Consider the following 25,725-nt stretch of genomic DNA (forward strand, 5'->3'; position numbering starts at 1 on the left):
TGTGAAACAGAACTCCCTGAAAGGATGGTTCAAGAGCGGCGCCCCAGGCGTCTGGATCAGCGGTGGCGCGGTGTCCATCGCGGTCATCATGACCATTGGCTTGCTGGCGGTGATTGCCGTGCGCGGTCTGGGCCACTTCTGGCCGGCAGACCTGGTACACGCCAATTACGACGTGCCAGGCCAGGCCAATCACCTGGTGATCGGCGAAGTCGTGCAGAAGGAAGAAGTGCCACGCGAGCGCCTGAAAACCGCGGGCCTGCCGGTGCCCGATCAGGGCCCCGAGTTCATGACTCGCGAGCTGATCAAGGTCGGCAACCGTGACCTGAACGGCAACGACTTCACCTGGATCGTCGGCGAGTGGCTGACCAACCAGAAGACGCCACCCGAGCTGATGACCATCGAGCGTCGCGAGTGGGGCAACTTCTACGGCTACCTGGTCAACGTCAAACAGGACGGCAAGGTCATCGCTGAAGGTGAAGCCGCATGGCCTGAGTTGCAGGCCCGTGTCGATCGCGTGAACAAGCTGGCCGCTCAGCTCAAGAGCCTGGAAAAAACTGACATCGGCGCGATCAACGCCGGTCTGGAGCGGGTCCGCCTGCACGGTCGCAAACTGGAACTGGCCGGCAAGCTCGACGCCACGGCGCAAGCAGACATGGAGTCCGAGCGCGCCGAGCTGAATGCTCGCTATCAAGATATCGAAGCACGCCTGAACGACCTGCATGCCCAGTTCAACCGCGACAGCCTCACGGCCCGCGATGCAAACGGCAAAGAGATTGAGATCGGCATCGGCAAAGTGGTTCACGCCTATCAGCCGAACGCCATGAGCACCTTCACCAAGGTCGGCTTCTACTTCAGCAAGGTCTGGGAATTCCTCAGCGACGATCCGCGTGAAGCGAACACCGAAGGCGGGATCTTCCCGGCGATTTTCGGCACCGTGATGATGACCCTGATCATGGCGATGATCGTGACCCCGTTCGGCGTGCTGGCGGCGGTTTACCTGCGTGAGTATGCGAAACAGAACACCATGACGCGCTTGATCCGCATCGCGGTGAACAACCTGGCGGGCGTCCCGGCAATTGTTTACGGCGTGTTCGGCCTGGGCTTCTTCGTCTATGTGCTGGGTGGTTCGGTTGACCGGATGTTCTTCCCTGAAGCATTGCCGGCGCCGACCTTTGGTACGCCGGGTCTGCTCTGGGCGTCCTTGACCCTGGCGTTGCTGGCGGTGCCGGTGGTGATCGTCGCCACTGAAGAAGGCCTGGCGCGAATTCCTCGCACCGTGCGCGAAGGCTCGTTGGCCCTCGGCGCGACCAAGGCTGAAACCTTGTGGAAGATCGTGCTGCCAATGGCCAGCCCGGCGATGATGACCGGCATGATCCTCGCCGTGGCGCGTGCCGCAGGTGAAGTGGCGCCGCTGATGCTGGTGGGTGTGGTGAAGCTGGCGCCGTCGCTGCCGTTGGACGGCAACTACCCGTACCTGCACCTGGACCAGAAGATCATGCACTTGGGCTTCCATATTTATGACGTCGGCTTCCAGAGCCCGAACGTCGAAGCCGCACGACCGCTGGTGTACGCCACGGCGTTGCTGCTGGTCCTGGTGATCGCCACGCTTAACTTGTCGGCCGTCTACATCCGTAACCACCTGCGCGAGAAGTACAAAGCGCTGGATAGTTAAATTCATGGGCGCCGCTGTCCCCTGTGGGAGCTGGCTTGCCTGCGATGCGAACGACGCGGTGTATCAGAGACACCGTGGTGATGCCATCGCAGGCAAGCCAGCTCCCACAGGGACCGGCGCCAGACAAAGATTTTGAGTAAGCCCCTGGCCTGAACACCATGCCAGTGGTTCAAAAAACCGAATTTGTTAGCACAGGGAGCCTCCCATGCAGCACGAAACACATACCCACGGCATCAACATGTCTGCCCTGGGCCGCGACAAACAGAGCCTGAGCCTTGAGCAGGAAACCGTGGCCATCGAAGTGCCGGGCCTGAGCCTGTTCTATGGCGACAAGCAAGCGCTGTACGACGTCAGCATGAACATCCCGAAGCAGCGCGTGACCGCCTTCATCGGCCCGTCCGGCTGCGGCAAGTCCACGCTGCTGCGCACCTTCAACCGGATGAACGACCTGGTCGACGGCTGCCGCGTCGAAGGCGCGATCAACCTCTACGGCAACAACATCTACCGTAAAGGCGAGGACGTGGCTGAACTGCGTCGTCGCGTCGGCATGGTGTTCCAGAAGCCGAACCCGTTTCCAAAGACCATCTACGAAAACGTGGTGTATGGCCTGCGCATCCAGGGCATCAACAAGAAGCGCATCCTCGATGAAGCCGTCGAGTGGGCATTGAAAGGCGCGGCGCTGTGGGACGAAGTCAAAGACCGTCTGCACGAGTCGGCGCTGGGCCTGTCCGGTGGTCAGCAGCAACGTCTGGTGATCGCCCGCACCATCGCCGTGGAGCCGGAAGTCTTGCTGCTCGACGAACCCTGCTCGGCACTCGACCCGATCTCCACGCTGAAAGTCGAAGAGCTGATCTACGAATTGAAATCGAAGTTCACCATCGTCATCGTGACCCACAACATGCAACAGGCCGCGCGGGTGTCTGACTACACGGCGTTCATGTACATGGGCAAGCTGGTGGAATTCGGCGACACCGACACCCTGTTCACCAATCCGGCGAAGAAGCAGACCGAAGACTACATCACGGGGCGGTACGGCTAGCCGTACAGCTGCAAGCCGCAAGTTTCAAGCGGCAAGAGAGAAGCGGTGCGATATCAGGACTTGTACATAACTGCTTGAAGCTTGCAGCTTGAAGCTTGCAACTTTCGCGGAGCGAAACAGATGATTAGTAAAGAAGGCCTTACCCATCACATTTCTGCGCAGTTCAACGCCGAGCTTGAGGAAGTGCGCAGCCACCTCCTGGCCATGGGCGGGCTGGTGGAAAAGCAAGTCAACGACGCGGTGACCGCGCTGATCGAGGCCGACTCCGGCCTGGCGCAGCAAGTGCGTGATATCGATGACCAGATCAATCAGATGGAACGCAATATCGACGAAGAATGCCTGCGCATTCTGGCCCGTCGTCAGCCTGCGGCGTCTGACTTGCGCCTGATCATCAGCATCTCCAAATCAGTGATCGACCTGGAGCGTATCGGTGACGAAGCGACCAAGATCGCCCGCCGCGCCATCCAGTTGTGCGAAGAAGGCGAAGCGCCGCGCGGTTACGTCGAGGTTCGCCACATCGGCGACCAGGTGCGCAACATGGTGCGCGACGCGCTGGACGCCTTTGCCCGCTTCGACGCTGACCTGGCGTTGTCGGTGGCGCAGTACGACAAAATCATCGACCGCGAATACAAGACCGCGCTGCGCGAGCTCGCCACTTACATGATGGAAGACCCACGCTCTATCTCGCGGGTCTTGAGCATTATCTGGGTGCTGCGTTCGCTGGAGCGCATCGGCGACCACGCGCGCAACATCTCGGAATTGGTGATTTATCTGGTGCGCGGCACCGATGTGCGTCACCTGGGCCTCAAGCGCATGAAAGAAGAAGTTGAAGGTACAAGTGGCGAAACCGCTAATGTTCCGGGCAAAGCTGACGATAAGTAAGACTGCCCAAGAAAAACGCCCGGTCCTTTGGCCGGGCGTTTTTGTGTGGGGTTGACGACTTTAAACGCAGCACCCGCGAACGAAAAGTCCCGGCGTGACTGAAGGTTTTTGGCAATGTGCCATCAGTAAGACGGTATGCTTGCCGGGATTTTTTCGAGGGGTGGTGGATGAGCAAGATCAGTGTGTTGGTGGTGGACGATGCGGCATTCATTCGTGACCTGGTAAAGAAGTGCCTGCGTAACTACTTCCCCGGCATCCGGACCGAAGATGCTATCAACGGCAAAAAGGCTCAGGCCCTGTTGGCCAAGGAAGCTTTCGACCTGGTCCTGTGCGACTGGGAAATGCCGGAAATGTCTGGCCTGGAACTGCTGACCTGGTGCCGCGAGCAGGACAACCTCAAGACCATGCCTTTCGTGATGGTGACCAGCCGTGGCGACAAAGAGAACGTGGTCCAGGCGATTCAGGCCGGCGTTTCCGGCTACGTCAGCAAGCCGTTCACCAACGAGCAACTGCTGACCAAGGTCAAGCAGGCGCTGAACAAGGTTGGCAAGCTGGACGCCTTGATGAGCGGCGCGCCGACCAAAATGAACTCGGCGTTCGGCAACGATTCCCTGAGCGCATTGACTGGCGGCAAGGCTGCCGTAGTCGCGCCTGCAGCGGCACCGGTCAACCCGTTCGCCAAACCTGCGGCCGCCGCCGCGCCAGCCCCGGCTCCTGCAGCTGCGGTGTCCCGTGGCCTGCTCAATAGCCCGCCGATCAAGCCGGTAGCGTCCTCCGCAGCGCCAGCTGGCGGTCGTGGCCAGGGTCAGTTGCGCCTGCCGAACGGCATTCAACCGTGTGTGATCAAGGCCTTGAGTCTCAAGGAAGCACTGCTGGTGGTTAAGCGCACCGATAACCTGCCGCAAGTGCTCGACAGCGCCGTGCTCGACCTCGAGCAGGGCGATAACGCTGAAACCGCCCGCCTGAACGGCTACCTGCACGCCATCGTCGCCCACGAGCAGAAACCCGATAGCGAATGGCTGCAATTGACCTTCCGCTTCGTCGATAAGGACGCGCAGAAGCTCGATTACATTTCCCGCTTGATAGCACGTGGTACGGCACAGAAGCATTTCGTACCCGGTGCGTAATCCGTACCGCTGATCGTTCCCACGCTCTGCGTGGGAATGCCTCCCGGGACGCTCCGCGTCCGCTTCGGTGGGACGCGGAGCGTCCCTTGCTGCATTCCCACGCAGAGCATGGGAACGATCATTTGAAACATCTGCCGACTACCCGGGTCCATTGCAGCTGCTAGGCTCCTTCCCAGGCCTTACTCGACAGACTCTTTGCCCATGCTCGCGCGCCTGCTGTTTTTCTGTGGTCTTTTCATGGCCTCCACCTCGGCTGTGGCCATGACGATCTACAAGTCCAAAGATGCCAATGGCGTGGTCTCCTACAGCGACCGCCCCAGCAAGGGCTCCCAGGTGTTCGTTTTTCGGGATCGCATGGACGAGCACCTCGAGCGTCAGGTTTATCTGGACATCAAAAAGCAGAAGGGCGCAGACAGCGTGTTCGTGCGCAACGATCTGTATGCGCCCGTCGAGATCGAGTTGAGTTTCGCCGGGCTGAGTAATGTCAGTGGCGCACCGAGCCGGCCGATCCGTCGGGTGATGCCGGCCCGCAGCAACCTTCGTCTGGCGTTGCTCACGGCGACGCAGTCTGGAAGGCCGCTGGCGTATACCCCAAGGTTCGAATATTCCCTGGGCGACCCCTCAGGCGCGGCCATGGCCTATCGATACCCTTTGCCCTGGCGCGGCGGACCGTTTCGCCTGAGCCAGGGAGCGAACGGCCAATACAGCCATTTCGGCGCCAAGAATCGTTACGCCATGGACATCGCCATGCCCGAAGGCACGCCGATCATTGCGGCGCGGGGCGGAGTGGTGGTGAAAACCGAGAATGCCCAGACCGGGCGTGGCACCGATCCATCGGGCAACTTCGTGCGAGTGCTGCACGATGATGGAACCATGGGCGTGTACCTGCACCTCAAGCAAGGTTCGGTCAGCGTTCGCGAAGGACAGCGAGTGTCGGTGGGCAGTGCGCTGGCGCTGTCGGGCAATACCGGCAACAGCAGCGGGCCGCACCTGCATTTTGTGGTACAGCGCAATACGGGACTGGGGTTGGTATCGATTCCGTACCAGTTCAATCAACCGGTCGGGTCATTGCCCAACTTTGCGTTGGGCAAGCAATGATGGGTTGCCTGTTCTGATGCCATCGCGGGCAAGTCCGCGATGGGTTCGACCCGGTTGCGAATCAGCGCATCAATCGAGCATCAACACCTTGGCCAGAATGATCTTCGGCCCTTTCATCTTCTTGATGATGATCCGCAAACCTTCGACTTCCAGCACTTCTTCCTCTTCCGGCACCCGCTTCAGTGTTTCGTAGACCAGCCCGGCGAGGGTTTCGGCTTCGACGTGGTCCAGGTCGATGCCCAGCAGGCGTTCAACCTTGAACAACGGCGTGTCGCCGCGTACCAGCAGTTTGCCCGGTTGATAGGCGAGGATCCCGCGTTCCGCCTTGCGATGTTCGTCCTGAATATCGCCGACCAGCACTTCCAGCACGTCTTCCATGGTCAGGTAGCCAATGATGTTGCCATCGGCCTCTTCAACCAGCGCGAAGTGCGAGCCGCCCTTGCGGAACTGCTCCAGCAGCTGCGACAGCGGCATGTGCCGCGACACGCGCTCCAGCGGGCGGGTCAGCTCGGCGAGGTTGAACGATTCGGGAATATGGTCCAGGGCCGCCAGTTCCAGCAGCAGATCCTTGATGTGCAGCAGGCCGACGAACTCCTGACGGTCGCTGTCGTACACCGGATAACGGCTGAATTTGTGGCGACGGAACATCGCCAGGATTTCCTTGAGCGGTGCGTTGAATTCCAGCGTCACCAGGTCTTCCCGGGAGTTGGCCCAGTCGACCACTTCCAGCTCGCCCATTTCCACGGCGGACGCCAGCACACGCATGCCTTGGTCGCTCGGGTCCTGGCCACGGCTGGAGTGCAGGATCAGTTTCAGTTCTTCACGGCTGTAGTGGTGTTCGTGATGGGGGCCGGGTTCACCCTGGCCAGCGATCCGCAGGATTGTGTTGGCGCTGGCGTTGAGCAGGTAAATCGCCGGGTACATGGCCCAGTAGAACAGGTACAGCGGCACGGCGGTCCACAGCGACAGCAACTCGGGTTTGCGGATGGCCCAGGATTTCGGCGCCAGTTCGCCGACCACGATGTGCAGGTACGAGATGACAAAGAACGCCGCAAAGAACGACACGCCTTTGACCACTTCGACCGACTGCACGCCGACAGCTTCAAGCATCGGCTCCAGAATATGTGCGAACGCGGGTTCACCGACCCAGCCAAGACCCAGCGAGGCCAGGGTAATACCCAGCTGGCACGCCGACAGGTAGGCATCGAGCTGACTGTGAACGGTGCGCAGGATGTGTCCGCGCCAGCCGTTTTTCTCAGCGATGGCTTCGACCCGGGTCGAGCGCAATTTGACCATGGCAAATTCCGCCGCAACGAAAAATCCGTTGAGCAAAACCAGGATCAGAGCAAAAAGAATCATGCCGAAGTCGGCAAAGAGTGTCGCGAGGGTCAAGCCAGGGGAAGGGTCCATGATGGAGTTTTGCGGTTTCCGTGTATTCGAAAGGAAAGAAAAAAGTGCACCTGAAAGGCAGGCACAAGTCAGCCAATGTAGCGGCTGACCGGGCGATTGCCTAGAGGGGAGTGCTGGCCGGTATCAGTCGGCGGCGCTGATGACCCGGGATTTGGTGACCTGAGCCGGCGCGAAATGGCAGGTAAACGTGCTGCCATGCCCCGGCACGCTACTGATTTCCATCCGTGCGCGATGCCTTAGCAATACGTGTTTGACGATCGCCAGGCCGAGGCCGGTGCCGCCCGTGTTGGAATTGCGGCTGGAATCGACGCGGTAGAAGCGTTCGGTCAGGCGCGGCAGGTGTTTGCTGTCGATCCCGATCCCTGAATCCTGGACGCTCAGGTGCGCACCTTGCTCGTCGCCCCACCAGCGAATGCGGATGTTGCCTTCGGCCGGCGTGTATTTCACCGCGTTGAACACCAGATTGGAAAACGCGCTGCGCAACTCAGCCTCGCTGCCCTTGAGCAGTATCGTCGGATCGGCTTCCAGGGTGATGCGCTGGTTTTTCTGGCCGGACAACTGCTGGGCATCTCCCTTGATCGATTGCAGCAAGCCTTCGATGGCCACGGGCTGATTGTCCGAGGGGTAGTCGGTGGCTTCCAGTTTGGCCAATAGCAGCAAGTCGTTGAGCAAGGTTTGCATGCGCCCCCCTTGCTGCTGCATTTGCTGCAGGGCACGGGTCCAGCGCGGGTTCACCTCCTCGACGTTGTCGAGCAAGGTTTCCAGGTAACCGCAGATGACCGTCAACGGCGTGCGCAACTCGTGGGAAACGTTGGCGATAAAGTCTTTGCGCATCTGCTCCAGTTGATGGATGCGCGTGACGTCGCGCACCAACATCAGGTGTTCGTTGTTGCCGTAGCGGGTGATGTACAACTGAATGCGCAGGCGATCGTTGATCGGTGAAGGGATTTCCAGCGGCTCGGCGTAGGTGTCCTGCTCGAAATACTCCTTGAAGCGCGGATGGCGCACCAGGTTGGTGACCGGCTGGCCACTGTCTTGCGGGGTCTTGAGACCGAGCAGGGTTTCAGCGGCGCGGTTCCACCATTCCAGGTTGCCGTCGCTGTCCAGCATGATCACCGCGTCTTTCAGCGCGGCCGTGGATTCCTGGACGCGGTCGATCACCGCTTGCAGGCGCCCGCGTACCCGTTGGTCACGTCGTTGCAGGTGGTAGATGCTGTCGAACACTTCGCCCCACAAGCCATAGCCGTCCGGCGGTGCCTCATCGGGTTTGTGCAGGCGCAGCCATTCGTGCAACCGCAGCAGTTGCTTGAGGGTCCAGCCCAGGTAAATGCCCAATCCTGCTGCCAGGCTCCAGCCGTAGTAGCCGGTCATCAAGCCGATGACCAGGCAGCCGGTGACCAGCAACAGCATGTGACGGATCAGGGTGCCATGCCAGTTTTGGTTCACGGGGCGTCCTTAACGCAGCTTCCAGTATCAAGTTGCAAGCCGCAAGTTAGAGCGGCTGTGCTTTTGCTTGCCGCTTATAGCTTAAAGCTTGCCGCTGCTTCTATGCTTTGGTTGAAAAGCGATAACCGGTGCCGCGCACGGTTTGTACCAGATTTTCGTAGGCATCGCCGAGGGCTTTGCGCAGGCGACGGATGTGCACGTCGACGGTGCGTTCTTCGACGTAGACGTTGCCGCCCCAGACCTGATCCAGCAACTGGCCACGGGTGTAGGCACGTTCCTGGTGAGTCATGAAAAACTGCAGTAAACGGTATTCGGTCGGGCCCATCTCGGCGGGTTTGCCGTCGATGGTCACGCGGTGGCTGATCGGGTCCAGCAGCAGGCCGCCGACTTCGATCGGTGCTTCGCCATCAGTCGGGCCGGCACGGCGCAGCACGGCTTTGAGGCGCGCTACCAGTTCACGCGGTGAAAACGGTTTGGTGATGTAGTCGTCGGCGCCGACTTCCAGGCCCTGAATCTTGTTGTCCTCTTCGCCCTTGGCCGTGAGCATGATGATCGGGATGTCCCCGGTCAGCTCGTCGCGCTTGAGGCGGCGGGCCAGTTCGATACCGGACGTGCCCGGCAGCATCCAGTCGAGCAGGATCAGGTCCGGCTTGCGGTCGACGATGATGGCATGCGCCTGCTGCGAGTTTTCCGCTTCCAGGCAGTCATAGCCGGCCATTTCCAACGCAACGGCGATCATTTCGCGAATGGGCGCTTCGTCGTCGACGATCAGAATGCTCCTGCCAACCATGCCATTAATCCTCTTGTCATTTAACTGTCTTGCGCCGCATTAGATAACGGAATTATTGCAGTCGTGTGACAACAATTTAGCAGCTCGGCGATTGTCATGATCCTGAACTAAGCTCTAAGTCCGAATCCTGACAACCACAAAAGAAGGTTTCCATGACTCAATACACGTTCTCACTTAAGGCTCTGATGTTGGCCGCTGCCCTTGCTTTGCCAACAATGGCCTTCGCTGCCGAACCCGCCATGATGAAAGACGGGATGATGGTGGATCACAAAGGCATGACCGTTTATACGTTCGACAAGGACGCTGGCGGCAAGTCAATGTGTAACGGTGATTGTGCTAAAAACTGGCCGCCGATGATGGCTCCGGCGGGTGCCAAGGCCGAGGGCAAATGGACCGTCATTAAGCGTGATGACGGCACGATGCAATACGCTTACGACGGCAAGCCGCTATACACCTTTATGAAGGACGAAAAGCCTGGAGAAATGAAAGGTGACGGCATGAAAGATGTCTGGCACGTGGTTCACGAGCATAAGTAAGTGATTCGCTGATGCTGTGAAAAGATCGCAGGCTTCGGCAGCGCCCACAAAAGCGTAGGAGCCGCCAAAGACTGCGATCTTTTGCAAACGTCAACGCAACCCGTAATCCAGCACAATCCCGACAAAAATCGCCAACCCGGCCCAGTGGTTGTGCAGAAACGCCTTGAAGCAACGCATCCGGTCCTTGCCTCGGGTGTACCAGAACTCCCAGGCAAAACAGCCCGCCGCCGCCAGCAACCCAAGGTGGAACCAGCCACCGAGCTGGAATTTCGACCCGGCCAGCAACAGGCAACCCAGCGCCAACCCTTGCAACGTCAGGATGATCGCCCGGTCCGCATCGCCAAACAGAATCGCGGTGGATTTCACCCCGATCTTCAAATCATCGTCGCGGTCGGTCATGGCGTAATAAGTGTCATAGCCGACCGTCCACAACAGGTTGGCGATCCACAGTAACCATGCCGCAGCAGGCAGCTCACCGGTTTCGGCGGTGAACGCCATCGGCATGCCCCAGGAGAACGCCGCGCCCAACACCACTTGCGGATAATAGGTGTAGCGCTTCATGAACGGGTAAGTGAGGGCCAGCGCCAGGCCACCGAACGACAGCCAGACCGTTGTCGCATTGGTGCACAGCACCAGCAGGAAGGCGGCGCCCATCAGCAGCGCGAAGAACACCAAGGCTTCTTTGGAGCTGATCTTGCCACTCACCAGTGGCCGCTGTTCGGTGCGTTTCACGTGGCCATCGACCTTGCGGTCCGCCCAGTCGTTGATCACGCAACCGCCGGCCCGGGTCAGCACCACGCCCAGCACGAAAATCACGATGTTGGCCAAGGATGGCGAACCTTTGCCGGCAATCCACAGCGCCCACAACGTTGGCCACAGCAGCAGGTAGATGCCGATCGGCTTGTCCATGCGGGTCAGTTGAATGAAATCCCAGGCCCGTGGATTCAAGCGATTCAGGGACTTGAGCAGGCTCTGATACATCAGCAATTCTCCGGATGGGCGCGGGTGGCGAGCCACAAGGTCGGCAAGAAAATCTCGGCTACCAGCACGCTCAAGGCACCGCGGTCGAACCGCGAGCGGCGGCCCCACAGCTCAGGAGCGCGAGCCTCCATCGGCAGCCATTCCTGAGGATAGTGGCAAACCTCGATAGCCCGACGCTGGAACGCTTGATCGCAAAACAGCAACTCACCCAACGAGCGACTGCCCAATTCGTCCATGTGCAAGCCATCGCCCTGCAGCGCACTGCGCGCCGCCACGCTGCGGGCAAACACCCACGCTTCGCCGTGGCCACGCAAATACACCTCGCGCACCCAGCCTTCACTGCCTTCGTCCAGTTCCAGCGCGGCACATTCGTCGGCGCGCAGTGGTTGCCAGCCTTCAAACAGCGGCGTGACACTGAAAGCATCATTCGACAAACGGATCAGCCGTCGGGTCAGCGAGCCTTCGTCAAACAACCAGTCGAGGGTAGACGTGTCGGGGAGGGGCGTCAGTTGGCTGTGAGGGAGCCATAACGGGGTCGTGGAGGGGAATTTTGAGTGCGGCACAGTGAGTCATTATTGGCAGCAAATGAGGCGGCGAGCTTAACATGTCGGCCAGCGATTTTGATTGATCCGGGCCGCCGTTGCGCCGAACACGCTTGCATCTGCCGTGCCCGATCAGTACAAAACGCCCCTGAGCCGAACGGCAGCGCTCTATCTATCGGCCGTTCGCGCCGGCATCAAGCCTGAATCCTGAGGAAGTACCTGAATGAAAAAGTGGCAATGTGTGGTCTGCGGCCTGATTTATAACGAAGCCGACGGCTGGCCGGACGACGGCATTGCGCCGGGCACCCTGTGGCAAGACGTGCCGGAAGACTGGCTGTGCCCGGACTGCGGCGTAGGCAAGATGGATTTTGAAATGATCGAAATCAACTAAGACATTTAAAGGAGTAAGGAATGAACGCACCTGTCGTGATCGTCGGCACCGGGCTGGCCGGCTACAACCTGGCCCGGGAGTTTCGCAAACTCGATGGCGAAACCCCGCTGCTGCTGATTACCGCCGATGACGGGCGCTCCTACTCCAAACCGATGCTCTCCACCGGTTTCGGCAAGAACAAAGACGCCGATGGCCTGAGCATGGCCGAACCTGGCGCGATGGCCGAGCAACTGAAGGCCGAAGTGCGTACTCACACGCGCATCAGCGGTATCGATCCTGGCCACAAACGCTTGTGGATCGGCGAAGAGTCGGTGATTTACCGCGACTTGATCCTGGCCTGGGGCGCGGAAACCGTGCGAGTGCCGATCGAAGGGGACGCCGCCGACGCCGTTTTCCCGATCAACGATCTGGAAGATTACGCGCGCTTTCGTGCAGCCGCGGCCGGTAAACGTCGGGTGCTGTTGCTGGGTGCCGGGTTGATTGGTTGTGAATTCGCCAATGACTTGATCCTGGGCGGTTACGAGGTGCAACTGGTTGCACCGTGCGAACAAGTCATGCCGACCTTGCTGCACCCGGCGGCGGCCGCAGCGGTTCAGGCTGGGCTGGAAAGCCTGGGCGCACGCTTCCACCTGGGGCCGGTGCTCAATCGCTTGCAGCGTGTGGATGATGGCCTGGAGGCGCATTTGTCCGATGGTCAGGTGATTCCTTGCGATGTGGTGGTGTCGGCCATTGGCCTGCGTCCGCGTATCGACCTGGCGGCAGCAGCCGGCGTGCAGGTCAACCGTGGCGTGGTGGTCGACCGTCACCTGAAAACGTCTCACGCCAATATCTACGCCCTGGGCGATTGTGCCGAGGTCGATGGGCTGAATCTGCTGTACGTCATGCCCCTGATGAGCTGTGCGAGAGCGCTGGCGCAAACCCTCGCCGGAAACCCTACCGCTGTGAACTACGGCCCGATGCCGATCACGGTGAAAACCCCCGTCTGCCCGTTGGTGGTTTCGCCGCCGCCACGGGGTGTGGAGGGCGTCTGGACGGTCGAAGGGCAGGGCGCCGACGTCAAGGTTTTGTGCCGCGATTCCAGCGGAAAACTGCTCGGTTATGCCCTGACAGGCGCGGCGGTGATGGAAAAACTGGCTCTCAACAAAGAGCTTCCGGCACTGCTGGCGTAAATACCGGTCGTTCTGTCGGAATCACCCCTCTTTTGCCCCTACAAAGGTCGCGCCGAGACTGGCGCGGCTCTTCCGTGCGTGCCATTCTCACTCCCGTCTGCCGCAGAGTAGAGCACCTGCGGCGCTTTGGGCGCTGTTCCAACGAGAACAGCACGGACATAACAACAAAAAACCGTCAAAGGGGCTTCACTAATGCGTAAACCAGAACTCGCCGCTGCAATCGCTGAAAAAGCAGATCTCACCAAAGAGCAGGCAAACCGCGTTCTCAACGCCGTTCTCGAAGAAATCACCGGCGCACTTCACCGCAAAGACAGCGTCACGCTGGTGGGCTTCGGTACCTTCCTGCAACGCCACCGCGGTGCCCGTACCGGCAAAAACCCGCAAACCGGTGAGCCCGTCAAAATCAAGGCCAGCAACACAGTTGCGTTCAAGCCAGGCAAATCGTTGAAAGATAGCGTTAATCCATAATTGCGGCGAACTCCCTGAATAAAGGGGAGAACCGTATTGAAAAATGGGCATGCCGATTAAATCGGGTGCCCATTTTTTATGCGCGTAATGTGGTTCTGTATTAAGTCTGGATTGGACTGATTAATACACTCTGGAAATTGATTGTTCATTTAGCTCATTTGTTCGCAAGCGTTTCCGAGATTACCTTCATATATTAAGTGCCATCACTGTAATGGCACTTTTTTGGTTCTTTGTTGTCGCGCACCGCGCTGTTCCAAAGTGACCATGACCTTTCGGACGATTCCTACATTTATTCCCTCTGATTATTGGCATGCTGCGCGCCTGCATCGAAAGGTCTCGCCCAAGATTTTTTGAAAGTTTGACGGGAGGCTCTGGCTCAATGGTTTTGGGCGTGTGTTCGCGAGGCTTCAATATTAAATCGACATCAGGGAATCCCCTTACACATATAGGGAGATCTCCTACGTGCAATAAAGATCACTTCGTCTTGTTGTTTAATCAGATGCTTGCTAGTGGCCATCATAGTGATTACGATGCGCGCACTTGAAAGAGCACGAACTCAATTGGATGAGACTCATCGCAGCTCTTTGATACTGTCCTGGCCCCTTGGAATCTTCATTGGGCGTATGACCGTAATCCTAAATAAAGGCCATGGATGTCCTACTCAAGCAAACTTTCTGCTCATTACCTTGATCTCGCAAAAGCCTCTGTTTCCAAAGAGAATTTCGCGGGCGAGGACGTTCGTTTTTCGAGCGAATATGAGGCATTGGAAAGCGAGCTGGGCAAAGCCTCCTCAATGCACGAAAGCGGTCAGATCGACTGGCTTAAAATCCGTGAAAACAGCGAAAGCCTGCTGCGTACCCAGTCCAAGGACTTGCGGGTCGGTGCCTGGCTGACCTGGGCGTTGTACCAGCGCGAATCCTTTCAAGGACTACTGGCGGGCCTTGGTTTGTTGCACTATCTGTGCGAAAGCCACTGGGCCGAAGTCCACCCGAACAAGGCCCGTACCCGCGCTGCTGCGATCAGTTGGCTGGTGCCGCGTCTTGAGCAGGTGTTGACCGAAAACATCGCGATCAAAGAGCAGTTGCCGATGTTCCGGCGCCTGGTCGAACACCTTGAAGGACTCGACGCTGCCTGCACCGAGCACTTGGGTGACGACGCGCCACTGCTGCTGCCGATCTCTCGCCGCCTGAAAAACATGGTGCAACGCGCCGCTGACAACCAGCCGGAACCCGGTGTGGTCGGCGCCGCAGTCGCCCAGGTCAAGCAAGCCGCCACGCAGTTGTTCACCCCTGGCGCACCGATCGATAACGAAAAAGAAGCCCACAAAGCCCTGCGCGCCCAACAGGAAAGCGCGCGGCCGTTGTGTGCCTGGTGGCTCAAGCAGAAAGCCACTGACCTGCGCGCCCTGCGCCTCAATCGCACGCTCCTGTGGCTGCCTATCGACGCTGTTCCCGAGCGCAACGCCGAACAAATCACCGTTCTGCGCGGTTTGCCCGCGGACAAGCTCAAGTCCTATCAGGATCGTTACGACCAGGCCAAGTACGCCGACCTGTTGGTGGAACTGGAGGCGAGCCTGGCGAAGGCGCCGTTCTGGTTTGACGGCCAGCGCATGGTCTGGGAGTGCCTGCAGGGCCTGAACGCCGAAATGGCCATGCGCGAAGTGGAAATCCACTTCGCGCTGTTGATTCAGCGTCTGCCTGGCATCATCGAATTGCGTTTCCATGACGGCGCACCGTTTGCCGATCCGGCGACCCGCGCCTGGATCAGCGCCCATGTCATGCCGCACCTGCAAAGCGCCAGTGCGCCGCGCAAGGTTGAAGTCGCCGACACCCAGCCAGCCTGGGAAGTGGCCCTGGAAGAAGTCCTGCCGATTTTGCGCAAGGACGGCCTCAAGGCCGCCGTGCAAATCCTCAAGCAGGGCCTGCAAAGTGCTCAAGGCGGGCGCGTACGGTTTTTCTGGCAGTTCGCCCTCGCGCGGCTGTGCTTCATGGCCAAGAAATACGAATTGGCCAGGACCCAACTCGAAACCCTCGACCAAACATTACAGGACTCAGGCCTGAACGCCTGGGAGCCCGATCTTGCGCTGGAAGTGCTGCATTTACTGCATAGCTGCTGCGAGTTGTTGCCGCAGAACCATGCCGTACGTGAACGCAAGGAAGAGATTTATCGCAGGCTGTGCCACCTCGATCTCGAAGTGGTACTCGAATAGGCCCCCGGGCCACAACCGCAAGGAGAAAAGCCATGGCCAAAGAAGGCTCGGTAGCCCCCAAGGAACGCATCAACGTCACGTTCAAACCTGCCACCGGTGGTGCACAGGAAGAGATCGAACTGCCGTTGAAACTACTGGCAATCGGTGACTACACCCACCGCAAGGACGAACGCAAAGTCGAAGATCGCAAGCCGATCAGCATCGACAAGACAACCTTCGACGAAGTGCTGGCCAAGCAAGAGCTGAGCCTGACGTTGAACGTGCCGAACCGTCTTCAGGAAGAGGGCAGCACTGAAGAGTTGGGCGTGCAACTGCGCGTCAACTCGATGAAGGACTTCAACCCGGCCAGCCTGGTCGAGCAAGTGCCTGAGCTGAAAAAACTGATGGAACTGCGCGACGCGCTGGTGGCCCTCAAAGGCCCGTTGGGTAACGCGCCTGCGTTCCGCAAAGCCATCGAAGGCGTTCTCGCCGACGACGAATCCCGCGGTCGCGTACTGGGTGAGCTGGGCCTGAACGCCGCAGCCCAGGACGCCCCCCAGAACGTCTGAGCCACCATCAGTCAAGGAAGCCAACAATGAGCACGAGTGCAGCGCAGCAAAAAAGTAAAGAGAATGGCGAATACAGCATTCTCGACAGCATCATCGCCGAAACCCGCCTGACGCCGGACGACGAAGCCTACGACATCGCCAAGCGCGGTGTGTCGGCCTTCATCGAAGAGCTGCTCAAGCCGCAGAACAACGGTGAGCCGGTCAAGAAGGCAATGGTTGATCGCATGATCGCCGAGATCGACGCCAAGCTCAGCCGCCAGATGGACGAAATCCTTCACCACCCGGACTTCCAGTCCCTGGAATCGTCGTGGCGTGGTCTGCAGTTGCTGGTCGACCGCACCAACTTCCGCGAAAACATCAAGATCGAAATCCTCAACGTCTCCAAGGACGATCTGCTGGACGACTTCGAAGATTCGCCGGAAGTGATGCAATCGGGCCTGTACAAGCACATCTACACCGCTGAATACGGTCAGTTCGGTGGTCAGCCTGTGGGCGCGATCATCGCCAACTACTTCATGTCCCCAAGCTCGCCGGACGTGAAACTGATGCAGTACGTGTCCAGCGTTGCCTGCATGTCTCACGCGCCGTTCATCGCGGCTGCCGGTCCGAAATTCTTCGGCCTGGAAAGCTTCACCGGCCTGCCAGACCTGAAGGATCTGAAAGATCACTTCGAAGGCCCGCAGTTCGCCAAATGGCAGAGCTTCCGCGAGTCGGAAGACTCCCGTTACGTCGGCCTGACCGTGCCGCGTTTCCTGCTGCGTAACCCGTACGACCCGGAAGAAAACCCGGTCAAATCGTTCGTGTACAAAGAAACCGTCGCCAACAGCCACGAGCACTACCTGTGGGGCAACACGGCCTACGCATTCGGCACCAAGCTGACCGACAGCTTCGCCAAATTCCGCTGGTGCCCGAACATCATCGGCCCGCAGAGCGGTGGCGCGGTTGAAGACCTGCCGTTGCACCACTTCGAAAGCATGGGCGAAATCGAAACCAAGATCCCTACCGAGGTTCTGGTCAGCGACCGTCGTGAATACGAACTGGCCGAGGAAGGCTTCATCTCCCTGACCATGCGCAAAGGCTCCGACAACGCGGCGTTCTTCTCCGCCAGCTCGGTGCAGAAGCCGAAATTCTTCGGCATCAGCGCAGAAGGCAAGGCTGCAGAGCTGAACTACAAGCTCGGCACCCAACTGCCGTACATGATGATCGTCAACCGCCTGGCTCACTACTTGAAAGTGCTGCAGCGCGAGCAACTCGGTTCGTGGAAAGAACGTACCGACCTCGAGCTGGAACTGAACAAGTGGATCCGCCAATACGTGGCCGACCAGGAAAACCCAAGCGCCGAAGTCCGTGGCCGTCGCCCACTGCGCGCTGCCCAGATCATCGTCAGCGATGTCGAAGGCGAGCCTGGCTGGTACCGCGTCAGCCTGAACGTGCGCCCGCACTTCAAGTACATGGGTGCCGATTTCACCCTGTCGCTGGTTGGCAAGCTGGACAAAGAGTAAGAGGAGCCTGAGTCATGACTGGATACGGCAGCCTTTTCGAACGCCTGGGTGGCGACGCGGAAAAACGCGTCGGCTGGAGCCGTGAGGTCTCCGCCATGGCGTCCGTGGCTGCCCATCTGGCTAAGATGCTCAGCACCCGTGCGGGCAGCGTGCAAACGCTGTCCGACTACGGGCTACCCGATCTCAATGACATGCGTCTGAGCCTGCACGACTCTTTGAGTCAGGCCCGTCTGGCAATCGAAAATTTCATCGAAGCCTACGAGCCACGCTTGAGCAATGTGCATGTCATCTCCCTGCCGCGTGATCACGATCAGCTTCGTCTGTCCTTCAGCATCGAAGGCCTGCTGGAAGTTGATGGTTTCAAACGTCAGGTCAGTTTCGCCGCGCGCCTGGATGGCAGCGGTCAAGTGAAGGTCAACTAAGGAGATTCGTATGTCCGGTAAACCCGCAGCCCGCGTATCCGACCCCACCGCTTGCCCGCTCCCCGGCCACGGCACCAACCCGATCGCCGCTGGTTCCGGCGACGTCTTCTTCGACGGCCTCGCGGCCGCCCGCCAAGGCGATGCCTCGGCGTGTGGTGGTGCGATGTCGGGCGGGTTGGCGACGACGGTTTTGATTAATGGCAAACCGGCGGCAACGGTGGATTCCGTCGGGACTCATGGCAACAAGGTTACGGCGGGTTCCGGGACGGTGATTATCGGGAATTCGCATTCGCCGGTGCCGTTTGTGGCGCCGTTGCCGGTGGAGATTCAGTGGCCGTTTAACGAGCACTACGTGATCAATTACCAGGACACCGGGAAGCCGTTGGCTGGAGTTGCATACAGTTTCAAAACAGCCTCGGGAAAAATAATCAGTGGTGTCACAGGCGCCGACGGCAAGACGCAGAAAATTTCGTCATCGGAAGCTGAGACGTATGAGTTGATTATTGAGCAGCAATCCGAAGTTGTAATTGGATAAGACGAGTGAGGGTTTTTGATATGGCGGATACAACAATAGCTTCAAGTCTGACACCAGCGAGTAATCAGGCTGGTAAGTCTGCAGTTGTTCGTCAATTCAAAATCACAGATATACCTGGCGCGATGGATAAGATGAAATGGCCAGTTGCTGCGAAGCTCATGCGCCATTGGTTCAATGGCAAGCCATGGCCAACCACAGACGGCGCTATGAGCAAAGAGGTCAAAGACCACGACGCTCTTGCAGACGTCAATTATGTAGAAGATACCATCGTGAAAATGGCTTGGCTGATGCGGTTTGAACCTGCCAAGGCTGTAATTGAAGAGTTGAAGTCTGTTTGGGATAATCCTGCTGGACGAAAAAATATAAGCAAGAAAGTCAAAGATAAGTATCTTGGCTCGACTCCAGGCGTTTACCCTTTCAAGTTTGAAAGTGCAAGAAAGGTTGAAGAGTTCGGATACAGTAATAATCGAGCGGTCAAATTCGGCTTGATAGAGAAAACCGATGAGCTCCGGGCTGCGCTGGCAAATTTTAACGTTCGCGTATTTCCAGAAGGGAAGTTAGTCGTCTCTGTAGATAGCATTCAACTATTTGTTGAGCGTATCGGCTTTTATGCTGAGGATGCCTACGACTTCAATGACGCACCGGAAGATAATTTCAGTCAACCACTGGGTTTTTGGAATTTTGATGGGGTAGCCAACCCTGCCTATGCAGCCACTGCAAATGCCGGCGCGGCGCAGATGAGGTCAGACATCGCGTCGAATCCGTATCTCAGTGCCGAAGACTCTCAAGCTATGTTTAACGAAATAGACAGTGCGCGCTATTTTTATATTACGAACTCCCACTTTGTGAAGTATCGGGCTGAGTTCGGTAAGGGTGGCGACTTTCAGGTTTTATCTGATGTGCACTATCAGAGTATTCCATTAACAGTTATTAACGTTTGGAATAAATAATGCGCACATTTAGCGTTGGTGTGGTTGCGGAAAATGTGGGTGTTAAAAAATGATCACGTTTAGCAGAAAGTGGTTATGGTCTATCAGTCTCTCGTTGGTGCTGTTGTTTGCATTGCTTGTTTATTGCGTAAACGCAATGCTTGGATTTCCTGCAAGTACAACTAAGGCCAGCCCTTCAGGAGATTACGTAATTGAGAATGTGCGTGTCGGCAGAATTTTCATGCTTGGCGGTATGGCGTACTTAAGAATTATTGATTCGAAGGATTCAGCCAAAGTATATCGAAGCCCGTTGTACGATACTCAATCGCTAGATATGCGTGCGTACGAGGATGATAACGAGGTCGGTATTACTTGGATCGACTTCAACAAGAAAAACAAAGTGTTCACGGTTTCCATGCCGCAATGGGAAGAAAGTTGGCTGAATGTCTTTATCAGTAATACACCGTATGAGGTTATTCCTAATTGAGGCGGATGAATCCCTCTCGATGACTACTTTGGCGCGAATTAAGCTCACTAAGTGAACGACGGCTTATGTCAGCGCGGGAATTTACTCTAAATTATGATCAGGCAACCACACGATGTCCTTTAACCACTACTACCAAAGCGAACTCACCGCACTGCGCCAGTTAGGTCGTCGTTTCGCCGAGCGTAGCCCGGCGTTGGCGCCTTTCCTGGGTCAGGCCGGGCGGGATCCGGACGTGGAGCGGTTGCTGGAAGGTTTTGCATTCCTGACCGGGCGCCTGCGCCAGAAGCTCGACGACGAGTTGCCGGAGCTGAGCCATTCGTTGATGCATCTGCTGTGGCCCAACTACATGCGGCCGCTGCCGGCGTTCAGCATTTTGCAGTTCGACCCGCTGAAGCGTTCGGGTCCTGCGTTGATGGTCGAGCGCGACACTCCAGTTGAGAGCGTGCCGATCGATGACGTGCGTTGCCGCTTTCGCACCTGCTACCCGACCGAAGTGTTGCCGCTGGATCTTGCCGCGCTGAATTACTCGGTGAAGGGCGACGGTTCGTTGTTGAGCCTGCGTCTGGAGATGAGCGCTGACGGTCACCTCGGCGAACTGGAACTGAGCCGTTTGCGTCTGCACTTCGCCGGTGAGCGCTACATCAGTCAAATGCTCTACCTGAGCCTGCTGCGCAATCTGGAAGGCATCGAACTGATCCCGCTGGATGGCGCCGGTAAACCCATCAACGGCGTCAACGGCACGCCGATGGCGTTCAAGATGCCCGGCGACCGTGTGCAGCCGGTAGGTTTTGCCGAAGAAGAAGCGTTGATCCCCTATCCGCTGAACACCTTCCGTGGCTATCGCTACCTGCAGGAATACTTCGCCTTCCAGGACAAGTTCCTCTTTGTCGATATCAACGGCCTGGACTTGCTCAAGGCGCTGCCGGAGGACACGCTCAAGCAGGTGCGTGGCCTCGAATTGCGTTTTGATATTCGCAAGAGCGGCATCATGCGCATGCGCCCGACGCTGGACAACGTGAAGCTCTACTGCACACCCGTCGTCAACTTGTTCAAGCACGACGCACTGCCGATCCGCCTCGACGGCAAGCAAGACGAATACCTGCTGCTGCCCGCCGAATTCGATCTGCAAAACTGCGGCGTGTTCTCGGTGGAAACCGTCACCGGCTGGAAGCCCGGCGGCCTCGGTTACCAGGAATACGTGCCGTTCGAATCCTTCGAGCACGATCCGAGTTTCGACGTGCCCAACAGCCGTCCGCATTACAGCATCCGCCAGCGTTCGTCTTCGTTGCACAACGGCCTCGACACCTACCTGAGCTTCGGCATCCGCCATACCGAAGCCCACGAAACCCTGTCGATCGAGCTGATGTGCACCAACCAGAACCTGCCCAAAAAACTCAAGCTCGGCGACATCAGCCAAGCGTGCGAAGACACGCCGGAGTTCCTGAGTTTCCGCAACATCACCCCGGCCACCCCAAGTTATGCGCCACCGCTGAACCGCGACTTCCTCTGGAAGCTGATCAGCAACATGTCGCTCAACTACCTGTCCCTGGCCGACGTCAATGCGTTGAAGGTGATTCTCGAAACCTACGACCTGCCGCGCTACTACGACCAACACGCAGAAAAAGTCAGTAAGCGTTTGCTGGGCGGGCTCAAGTCAATCAAGCACCAGCACGTTGATCGGTTGCACCGAGGGTTGCCGGTTCGCGGGTTGCGTACCGAGCTGACCATCGACCCGGAAGGGTATATCGGCGAGGGCGACCTGTTCGTTTTCGCCTCGGTTCTTAACGAGTTTTTCGCGCTTTACGCCAGTCTCAATTCGTACCACGAGCTGCGGGTAAAAAGCACACAGGGAGAGGTGTACCAATGGACACCACGTATGGGCCTTCAGCCGCTTCTTTAAGCGGACTGACCCGAGGAATACGCGAGTACTCGCTGTTTCAGGCCGTGCTGCTGGTGGTTGACCGGCTGCGCGAGGCCCACCCGCACCTGAGCCAGGACGATTTGTACGACCAGCTGGAATTCCAGGCCAACCCGAGCCTGGGTTTTCCGGGCAGCGACGTCGATCGCGTGGAGTTTTTCCACGAGCACGGGCAGATGCGTGCGCGCCTGCGATTCAACCTGATCGGCCTGGTTGGCTCCGGCTCGCCGCTGCCGGCGTTCTATGGTGAGCAGGCCCTGGGCGACAGCGAAGACGGTAACCCGACCCGCAATTTCCTCGATCTGTTTCACCATCGCCTGCAACGGCTGATGCTGCCGATCTGGCGTAAGTACCGCTACCGCGCCAGTTTCGAAAGTGGCGCCCTCGACCCATTCTCGTCGCAGCTTTTTGCGTTGATCGGTCTGGGCGGCGAAGAGATCCGCAAGGCTCAGGAACTGAACTGGAAACGCCTGCTGCCGTATCTCGGTCTGCTCAGCTTGCGCGCGCACTCGGCGGCGCTGATCGAAGCGGTGCTGCGTTACTACTTCAAACACGCCGAACTGACCATCGAGCAGTGCATCGAGCGCCGCGTGGAGATTCTCGACGAGCAGCGCAATCGTTTGGGCCGCGCCAACAGCCTGCTCGGTGAAGACCTGGTGCTGGGCGAACACGTGCGCGATCGCAGCGGCAAGTTCCGCATCCACATCCGCGAGCTCGACTGGCAACGCTTCCACGAATTCCTGCCGATCGGTTTCGGCTACCAGCCGTTGTGCGCGCTGGTGCGCTTCACCCTGCGTGACCCGCTCGATTACGACATTCGCCTGGTGTTGCGCCAGGAAGAAATCCGCGAACTGCGCATCGGTGAGCAGAACGCCTGTCGCCTGGGATGGACCAGTTGGCTGGGCCGCGAAAAAGCGGACGGCGTGGTGACCCTGGGCAGCAAAATTCATTAAGGACAGATGACCAATGATCAACGTAGACCTGCAACAACTTATCCAGGCGCTGGACGCCGAAACCCGTCGTGATCTGGAAAGTTCTGCCGAGCGCTGCGTCGCCCGTGGCGGCAGCAAGATCCTCGTCGAAGACTTGCTGCTCGGCCTGCTGGAGCGCCCGCAAGGCTTGCTCGCACGCGCGCTGCAAGACGCCGAAGTGGATGCCGGTGAACTGAGCGCCGCATTGCAATCGCGGGTCGAGCACAGCGCTTCGCGCAACCCGGTGTTCGCCCCGGAGCTGGTGCAGTGGCTGCAAGATGCGTTGCTGGTGGCCAATCTTGAACTGGGTCAGAGCCAGGTCGAGCAAGCTGCGTTGATTCTCGCGCTGCTGCGCAACCCGATGCGTTACGCCGGCAGCCGCTACCAGTCGTTGCTGGCCAAGCTGAACATCGAGCGCCTGAAAGAATTTGCCCTGTCGCAGAAAGAGCAACCGGCCACCGGCAAACCGGCCGTGCCGGGCGAGTCGCTGCTGGAGCGCTTCACCCACAACCTGACCCAACAGGCCCGTGACGGCAAACTCGACCCGGTGCTGTGCCGCGATGGCGCGATCCGGCAGATGGTCGACATCCTTGCCCGTCGCCGCAAGAACAACCCGATCGTGGTCGGTGAAGCCGGTGTCGGCAAAACCGCCATCGTCGAAGGCCTGGCCTCGCGCATTGCCGCGGGTGAAGTGCCGCAAGTGTTGAAAGGCGTCGAGTTGTTGTCCCTGGACATGGGCCTGTTGCAGGCCGGGGCCAGCGTCAAAGGTGAATTCGAACGCCGACTCAAAGGCGTGATCGATGAGGTCAAAGCCTCGCCGAAGCCGATCATTCTGTTCATCGACGAAGCTCACACCCTGATCGGTGCGGGCGGCAATGCCGGTGGTTCCGACGCGGCCAACCTGCTCAAACCCGCCCTGGCCCGTGGCGAGTTGCGCACCATCGCCGCCACCACCTGGGCTGAGTACAAAAAATACTTCGAAAAAGACCCGGCCCTGGCCCGTCGTTTCCAACCGGTGCAACTGCACGAACCGACTGTCAGCGAAGCGGTGACCATCCTGCGTGGCCTGGCTCAGGTTTATGAGAAGAGCCACGACATCTACCTGCGCGATGACGCCGTGGTGGCGGCAGCAGAATTGTCCGCGCGTTACCTTGCTGGCCGTCAGCTGCCGGACAAGGCCGTCGACGTGCTCGACACCGCCTGCGCCCGCGTTCGTATCAGCCTCGCCGCCGCCCCGGAAAGCCTTGAGCGCCTGCGTGGCGAACTGGCCGAAGGTGGTCGTCAGCGCCAGGCTCTGCGCCGGGATGCCGAAGCTGGCTTGCTGATCGATCACGAAGCGCTCGACGCCTTGGAAGATCGCCTGGCCGCCGCCGAAGACGAAAGGGTCGCACTGGAAACACTGTGGATCGAACAGAAAGAATTGGCCGAGCGCCTGCTGGACCTGCGTCAGCAACTGGCCAAGGCTCGCGAAGTGGCCGCCGCCCCGGCAACCATCACGGTTGAGGAAGACGCCGAAGGCACCGTGATCGAATCGCTGCCCGTAGACGAAGCGCATAGCGTCGAAACCCTTGAAGCGGCGCTCAACGAAACCCACAAAGCCCTGACCGAGCTGCAAGTCAAAGAGCGTCTGGTGAGCTTTGAAGTCTGCCCGCGTCTGGTCGCCGAGGTGATCAGCGCCTGGACCGGCGTGCCGTTGGCGCAGCTGGCCCGGGAACACAACGCCAAGGTCGCCAGTTTTGCCACCGACCTGCGCACCCGCATCCGTGGTCAGGAACAAGCCGTTCACGCCTTGGACCGCTCGATGCGCGCCACCGCTGCCGGCCTGAACAAACCGGATGCACCGGTCGGCGTGTTCCTGCTGGTCGGCCCGAGCGGCGTCGGCAAGACCGAAACCGCACTGGCCCTGGCCGATTTGCTGTACGGCGGTGATCGTTTCATCACCACCATCAACATGTCCGAGTTCCAGGAGAAGCACACCGTCTCGCGCCTGATCGGTGCGCCGCCGGGCTACGTCGGTTACGGCGAGGGCGGCATGCTCACCGAGGCCGTGCGCCAGAAGCCGTACTCCGTCGTGCTGCTCGATGAAGTCGAAAAGGCTGACCCGGACGTGCTCAACCTGTTCTACCAAATCTTCGACAAAGGCGTGGCCAACGACGGCGAAGGGCGCGAGATCGATTTCCGCAACACGTTGATCCTGATGACCTCGAACCTGGGCAGCGACCGCATCAGCGAACTCTGTGAAAACGGCGCACGTCCGAGCGCCGAAGTGCTTGAAGAAACCATTCGCCCGGTGCTGAGCAAGCACTTCAAACCAGCATTGCTGGCGCGGATGCGCGTGGTGCCTTACTACCCGGTCGGCGGCCCAGTGCTGCGCGAGCTGATCGAAATCAAACTCGGTCGTCTGGGCGAACGCCTGAACCGTCGTCAGTTGGACTTCACCTACTCGCAAGACCTCGTCGATCACCTGGCCGAACGCTGCACCCAAAGCGACAGCGGCGCGCGCCTGATCGACCATTTGCTCGACCTGCACGTCCTGCCGCTGGTGGCTGACCGCTTGCTCGATGCGATGGCCACCGGTGAAAGCCTCAAGCGTGTCCACGCGACGCTCGACGGTAACGCCAGCGTGAATTGCGAGTTCGCCTGAGGTGGGTGT

24 protein-coding genes are annotated in these 25,725 nt (G+C 58.8%); 19 read left to right on the forward strand and 5 right to left on the reverse strand.

All coding sequences use genetic code 11. The annotated features are described in order from the left end of the window. The first annotated feature begins 1 nt into the window (after position 1). The 5 genes from pstA (at position 2) to BLQ41_RS05310 (ending at position 5,818) form a co-directional block, all read left to right on the forward strand. On the forward strand, positions 2-1,672 hold the full coding sequence (gene pstA / locus BLQ41_RS05290; RefSeq protein WP_090177868.1) for a phosphate ABC transporter permease PstA: 1,671 nt from the start codon (positions 2-4) through the stop codon (positions 1,670-1,672). Positions 1,673-1,877: 205 nt separating this feature from the next. Then, on the forward strand, positions 1,878-2,711 hold the full coding sequence (pstB, locus tag BLQ41_RS05295) for a phosphate ABC transporter ATP-binding protein PstB (RefSeq protein ID WP_007942698.1): 834 nt from the start codon (positions 1,878-1,880) through the stop codon (positions 2,709-2,711). Between the two features lie 120 nt (positions 2,712-2,831). Next, a complete protein-coding gene (phoU, locus tag BLQ41_RS05300; RefSeq protein WP_090177873.1) occupies positions 2,832-3,593 on the forward strand; it encodes a phosphate signaling complex protein PhoU in 762 nt (253 codons plus the stop codon). A gap of 167 nt (positions 3,594-3,760) precedes the next feature. After that, the gene (locus BLQ41_RS05305; protein WP_090177876.1) at positions 3,761-4,720 is read left to right on the forward strand and encodes a response regulator; all 960 of its coding nucleotides are present in this window, start codon (positions 3,761-3,763) and stop codon (positions 4,718-4,720) included. Positions 4,721-4,921: 201 nt separating this feature from the next. Next, positions 4,922-5,818 carry a peptidoglycan DD-metalloendopeptidase family protein gene (locus BLQ41_RS05310; protein WP_090177880.1) on the forward strand — a complete coding sequence of 299 codons (897 nt, stop codon included), beginning with the start codon at positions 4,922-4,924 and terminating at the stop codon, positions 5,816-5,818. A 69-nt stretch (positions 5,819-5,887) separates the two neighbouring features. On the opposite strand, the gene BLQ41_RS05315 is transcribed toward BLQ41_RS05310, so the two are convergent. The 3 genes from BLQ41_RS05315 to phoB all read right to left on the reverse strand — a co-directional run bounded on the left by BLQ41_RS05315 (position 5,888) and on the right by phoB (position 9,464). Continuing rightward, on the reverse strand, positions 5,888-7,228 hold the full coding sequence (locus BLQ41_RS05315; RefSeq protein WP_090177884.1) for a hemolysin family protein: 1,341 nt from the start codon (positions 7,226-7,228) through the stop codon (positions 5,888-5,890). A gap of 123 nt (positions 7,229-7,351) precedes the next feature. After that, positions 7,352-8,674 (reverse strand): phosphate regulon sensor histidine kinase PhoR, encoded by a 1,323-nt coding sequence (gene phoR / locus BLQ41_RS05320; protein ID WP_090177887.1) that lies wholly within the window; start codon positions 8,672-8,674, stop codon positions 7,352-7,354. 100 nt (positions 8,675-8,774) lie between these two features. Beyond that, positions 8,775-9,464, reverse strand: a complete 690-nt coding sequence (phoB, locus tag BLQ41_RS05325) for a phosphate regulon transcriptional regulator PhoB (RefSeq protein WP_007896474.1) — start codon at positions 9,462-9,464, stop codon at positions 8,775-8,777. A gap of 152 nt (positions 9,465-9,616) precedes the next feature. Here phoB and BLQ41_RS05330 point away from each other — a divergent pair, with 152 nt between their 5' ends. Then, positions 9,617-10,000: a COG4315 family predicted lipoprotein gene (locus BLQ41_RS05330; protein WP_090177890.1), complete on the forward strand. Its 384-nt coding sequence runs from the start codon at positions 9,617-9,619 to the stop codon at positions 9,998-10,000. 90 nt (positions 10,001-10,090) lie between these two features. On the opposite strand, the gene ubiA is transcribed toward BLQ41_RS05330, so the two are convergent. Together ubiA and BLQ41_RS05340 are read right to left on the reverse strand one after the other, a co-directional pair. After that, positions 10,091-10,981 carry a 4-hydroxybenzoate octaprenyltransferase gene (ubiA, locus tag BLQ41_RS05335; protein ID WP_090177893.1) on the reverse strand — a complete coding sequence of 297 codons (891 nt, stop codon included), beginning with the start codon at positions 10,979-10,981 and terminating at the stop codon, positions 10,091-10,093. Continuing rightward, the gene (locus tag BLQ41_RS05340) at positions 10,981-11,544 is read right to left on the reverse strand and encodes a chorismate--pyruvate lyase family protein (RefSeq protein ID WP_090177896.1); all 564 of its coding nucleotides are present in this window, start codon (positions 11,542-11,544) and stop codon (positions 10,981-10,983) included. Before BLQ41_RS05340 ends, ubiA begins: the two co-directional genes overlap by 1 nt. A 202-nt stretch (positions 11,545-11,746) precedes the next feature. Here BLQ41_RS05340 and BLQ41_RS05345 point away from each other — a divergent pair, with 202 nt between their 5' ends. From BLQ41_RS05345 to tssH, 13 genes are all read left to right on the forward strand, one after another. Next, on the forward strand, positions 11,747-11,914 hold the full coding sequence (locus tag BLQ41_RS05345) for a rubredoxin (protein ID WP_007954349.1): 168 nt from the start codon (positions 11,747-11,749) through the stop codon (positions 11,912-11,914). 20 nt (positions 11,915-11,934) lie between these two features. Continuing rightward, positions 11,935-13,083 carry an NAD(P)/FAD-dependent oxidoreductase gene (locus BLQ41_RS05350; protein WP_090177899.1) on the forward strand — a complete coding sequence of 383 codons (1,149 nt, stop codon included), beginning with the start codon at positions 11,935-11,937 and terminating at the stop codon, positions 13,081-13,083. Between the two features lie 192 nt (positions 13,084-13,275). Continuing rightward, positions 13,276-13,551 (forward strand): HU family DNA-binding protein, encoded by a 276-nt coding sequence (locus BLQ41_RS05355; RefSeq protein ID WP_003213368.1) that lies wholly within the window; start codon positions 13,276-13,278, stop codon positions 13,549-13,551. Between the two features lie 652 nt (positions 13,552-14,203). After that, entirely contained in the window at positions 14,204-15,760 is a 1,557-nt protein-coding gene (gene tssA, locus BLQ41_RS05360) for a type VI secretion system protein TssA (protein ID WP_090177903.1), read from the forward strand. A 32-nt stretch (positions 15,761-15,792) separates the two neighbouring features. Beyond that, complete coding sequence (gene tssB / locus BLQ41_RS05365) at positions 15,793-16,308, forward strand: type VI secretion system contractile sheath small subunit (protein ID WP_090177907.1); 516 nt, start codon at positions 15,793-15,795, stop codon at positions 16,306-16,308. Between the two features lie 26 nt (positions 16,309-16,334). Then, complete coding sequence (tssC, locus tag BLQ41_RS05370; protein WP_090177909.1) at positions 16,335-17,810, forward strand: type VI secretion system contractile sheath large subunit; 1,476 nt, start codon at positions 16,335-16,337, stop codon at positions 17,808-17,810. Positions 17,811-17,824: 14 nt separating this feature from the next. Beyond that, positions 17,825-18,232 carry a type VI secretion system baseplate subunit TssE gene (tssE, locus tag BLQ41_RS05375; RefSeq protein ID WP_090177913.1) on the forward strand — a complete coding sequence of 136 codons (408 nt, stop codon included), beginning with the start codon at positions 17,825-17,827 and terminating at the stop codon, positions 18,230-18,232. A gap of 10 nt (positions 18,233-18,242) precedes the next feature. Beyond that, positions 18,243-18,767, forward strand: coding sequence for a PAAR domain-containing protein (locus BLQ41_RS05380; RefSeq protein WP_090177916.1), 525 nt, complete (start codon positions 18,243-18,245; stop codon positions 18,765-18,767). 20 nt (positions 18,768-18,787) lie between these two features. Next, entirely contained in the window at positions 18,788-19,717 is a 930-nt protein-coding gene (locus BLQ41_RS05385; protein ID WP_090177919.1) for a DUF6402 family protein, read from the forward strand. A gap of 49 nt (positions 19,718-19,766) precedes the next feature. After that, positions 19,767-20,183, forward strand: coding sequence for a hypothetical protein (locus tag BLQ41_RS05390; RefSeq protein ID WP_090177922.1), 417 nt, complete (start codon positions 19,767-19,769; stop codon positions 20,181-20,183). A 112-nt stretch (positions 20,184-20,295) separates the two neighbouring features. Further along, on the forward strand, positions 20,296-22,083 hold the full coding sequence (gene tssF / locus BLQ41_RS05395) for a type VI secretion system baseplate subunit TssF (protein ID WP_090177925.1): 1,788 nt from the start codon (positions 20,296-20,298) through the stop codon (positions 22,081-22,083). Further along, the gene (tssG, locus tag BLQ41_RS05400) at positions 22,047-23,054 is read left to right on the forward strand and encodes a type VI secretion system baseplate subunit TssG (RefSeq protein ID WP_010465275.1); all 1,008 of its coding nucleotides are present in this window, start codon (positions 22,047-22,049) and stop codon (positions 23,052-23,054) included. Before tssF ends, tssG begins: the two co-directional genes overlap by 37 nt. Before the next feature lie 13 nt (positions 23,055-23,067). Then, positions 23,068-25,716 (forward strand): type VI secretion system ATPase TssH, encoded by a 2,649-nt coding sequence (gene tssH / locus BLQ41_RS05405; RefSeq protein WP_090177928.1) that lies wholly within the window; start codon positions 23,068-23,070, stop codon positions 25,714-25,716. Positions 25,717-25,725 lie beyond the last annotated feature (9 nt).

It is taken from the genome of Pseudomonas arsenicoxydans (assembly GCF_900103875.1).
In the GTDB taxonomy this organism is placed as follows: Bacteria; Pseudomonadota; Gammaproteobacteria; order Pseudomonadales; family Pseudomonadaceae; genus Aquipseudomonas; species Aquipseudomonas arsenicoxydans.

Bases quoted from the DNA above. Each gene is read 5' to 3' on its own strand.
- pstB (WP_007942698.1), top strand. From the start codon at position 1,878: ATGCAGCACGAAACACATACCCACGGCATCAACATGTCTGCCCTGGGC.
- phoU (WP_090177873.1), top strand. From the start codon at position 2,832: ATGATTAGTAAAGAAGGCCTTACCCATCACATTTCTGCGCAGTTCAAC.
- BLQ41_RS05305 (WP_090177876.1), top strand. From the start codon at position 3,761: ATGAGCAAGATCAGTGTGTTGGTGGTGGACGATGCGGCATTCATTCGT.
- BLQ41_RS05310 (WP_090177880.1), top strand. From the start codon at position 4,922: ATGCTCGCGCGCCTGCTGTTTTTCTGTGGTCTTTTCATGGCCTCCACC.
- BLQ41_RS05315 (WP_090177884.1), bottom strand. From the start codon at position 7,228: ATGGACCCTTCCCCTGGCTTGACCCTCGCGACACTCTTTGCCGACTTC.
- phoB (WP_007896474.1), bottom strand. From the start codon at position 9,464: ATGGTTGGCAGGAGCATTCTGATCGTCGACGACGAAGCGCCCATTCGC.
- BLQ41_RS05330 (WP_090177890.1), top strand. From the start codon at position 9,617: ATGACTCAATACACGTTCTCACTTAAGGCTCTGATGTTGGCCGCTGCC.
- ubiA (WP_090177893.1), bottom strand. From the start codon at position 10,981: ATGTATCAGAGCCTGCTCAAGTCCCTGAATCGCTTGAATCCACGGGCC.
- BLQ41_RS05345 (WP_007954349.1), top strand. From the start codon at position 11,747: ATGAAAAAGTGGCAATGTGTGGTCTGCGGCCTGATTTATAACGAAGCC.
- BLQ41_RS05350 (WP_090177899.1), top strand. From the start codon at position 11,935: ATGAACGCACCTGTCGTGATCGTCGGCACCGGGCTGGCCGGCTACAAC.
- BLQ41_RS05355 (WP_003213368.1), top strand. From the start codon at position 13,276: ATGCGTAAACCAGAACTCGCCGCTGCAATCGCTGAAAAAGCAGATCTC.
- tssA (WP_090177903.1), top strand. From the start codon at position 14,204: ATGTCCTACTCAAGCAAACTTTCTGCTCATTACCTTGATCTCGCAAAA.
- tssB (WP_090177907.1), top strand. From the start codon at position 15,793: ATGGCCAAAGAAGGCTCGGTAGCCCCCAAGGAACGCATCAACGTCACG.
- tssC (WP_090177909.1), top strand. From the start codon at position 16,335: ATGAGCACGAGTGCAGCGCAGCAAAAAAGTAAAGAGAATGGCGAATAC.
- tssE (WP_090177913.1), top strand. From the start codon at position 17,825: ATGACTGGATACGGCAGCCTTTTCGAACGCCTGGGTGGCGACGCGGAA.
- BLQ41_RS05380 (WP_090177916.1), top strand. From the start codon at position 18,243: ATGTCCGGTAAACCCGCAGCCCGCGTATCCGACCCCACCGCTTGCCCG.
- BLQ41_RS05385 (WP_090177919.1), top strand. From the start codon at position 18,788: ATGGCGGATACAACAATAGCTTCAAGTCTGACACCAGCGAGTAATCAG.
- BLQ41_RS05390 (WP_090177922.1), top strand. From the start codon at position 19,767: ATGATCACGTTTAGCAGAAAGTGGTTATGGTCTATCAGTCTCTCGTTG.
- tssF (WP_090177925.1), top strand. From the start codon at position 20,296: ATGTCCTTTAACCACTACTACCAAAGCGAACTCACCGCACTGCGCCAG.
- tssG (WP_010465275.1), top strand. From the start codon at position 22,047: ATGGACACCACGTATGGGCCTTCAGCCGCTTCTTTAAGCGGACTGACC.
- tssH (WP_090177928.1), top strand. From the start codon at position 23,068: ATGATCAACGTAGACCTGCAACAACTTATCCAGGCGCTGGACGCCGAA.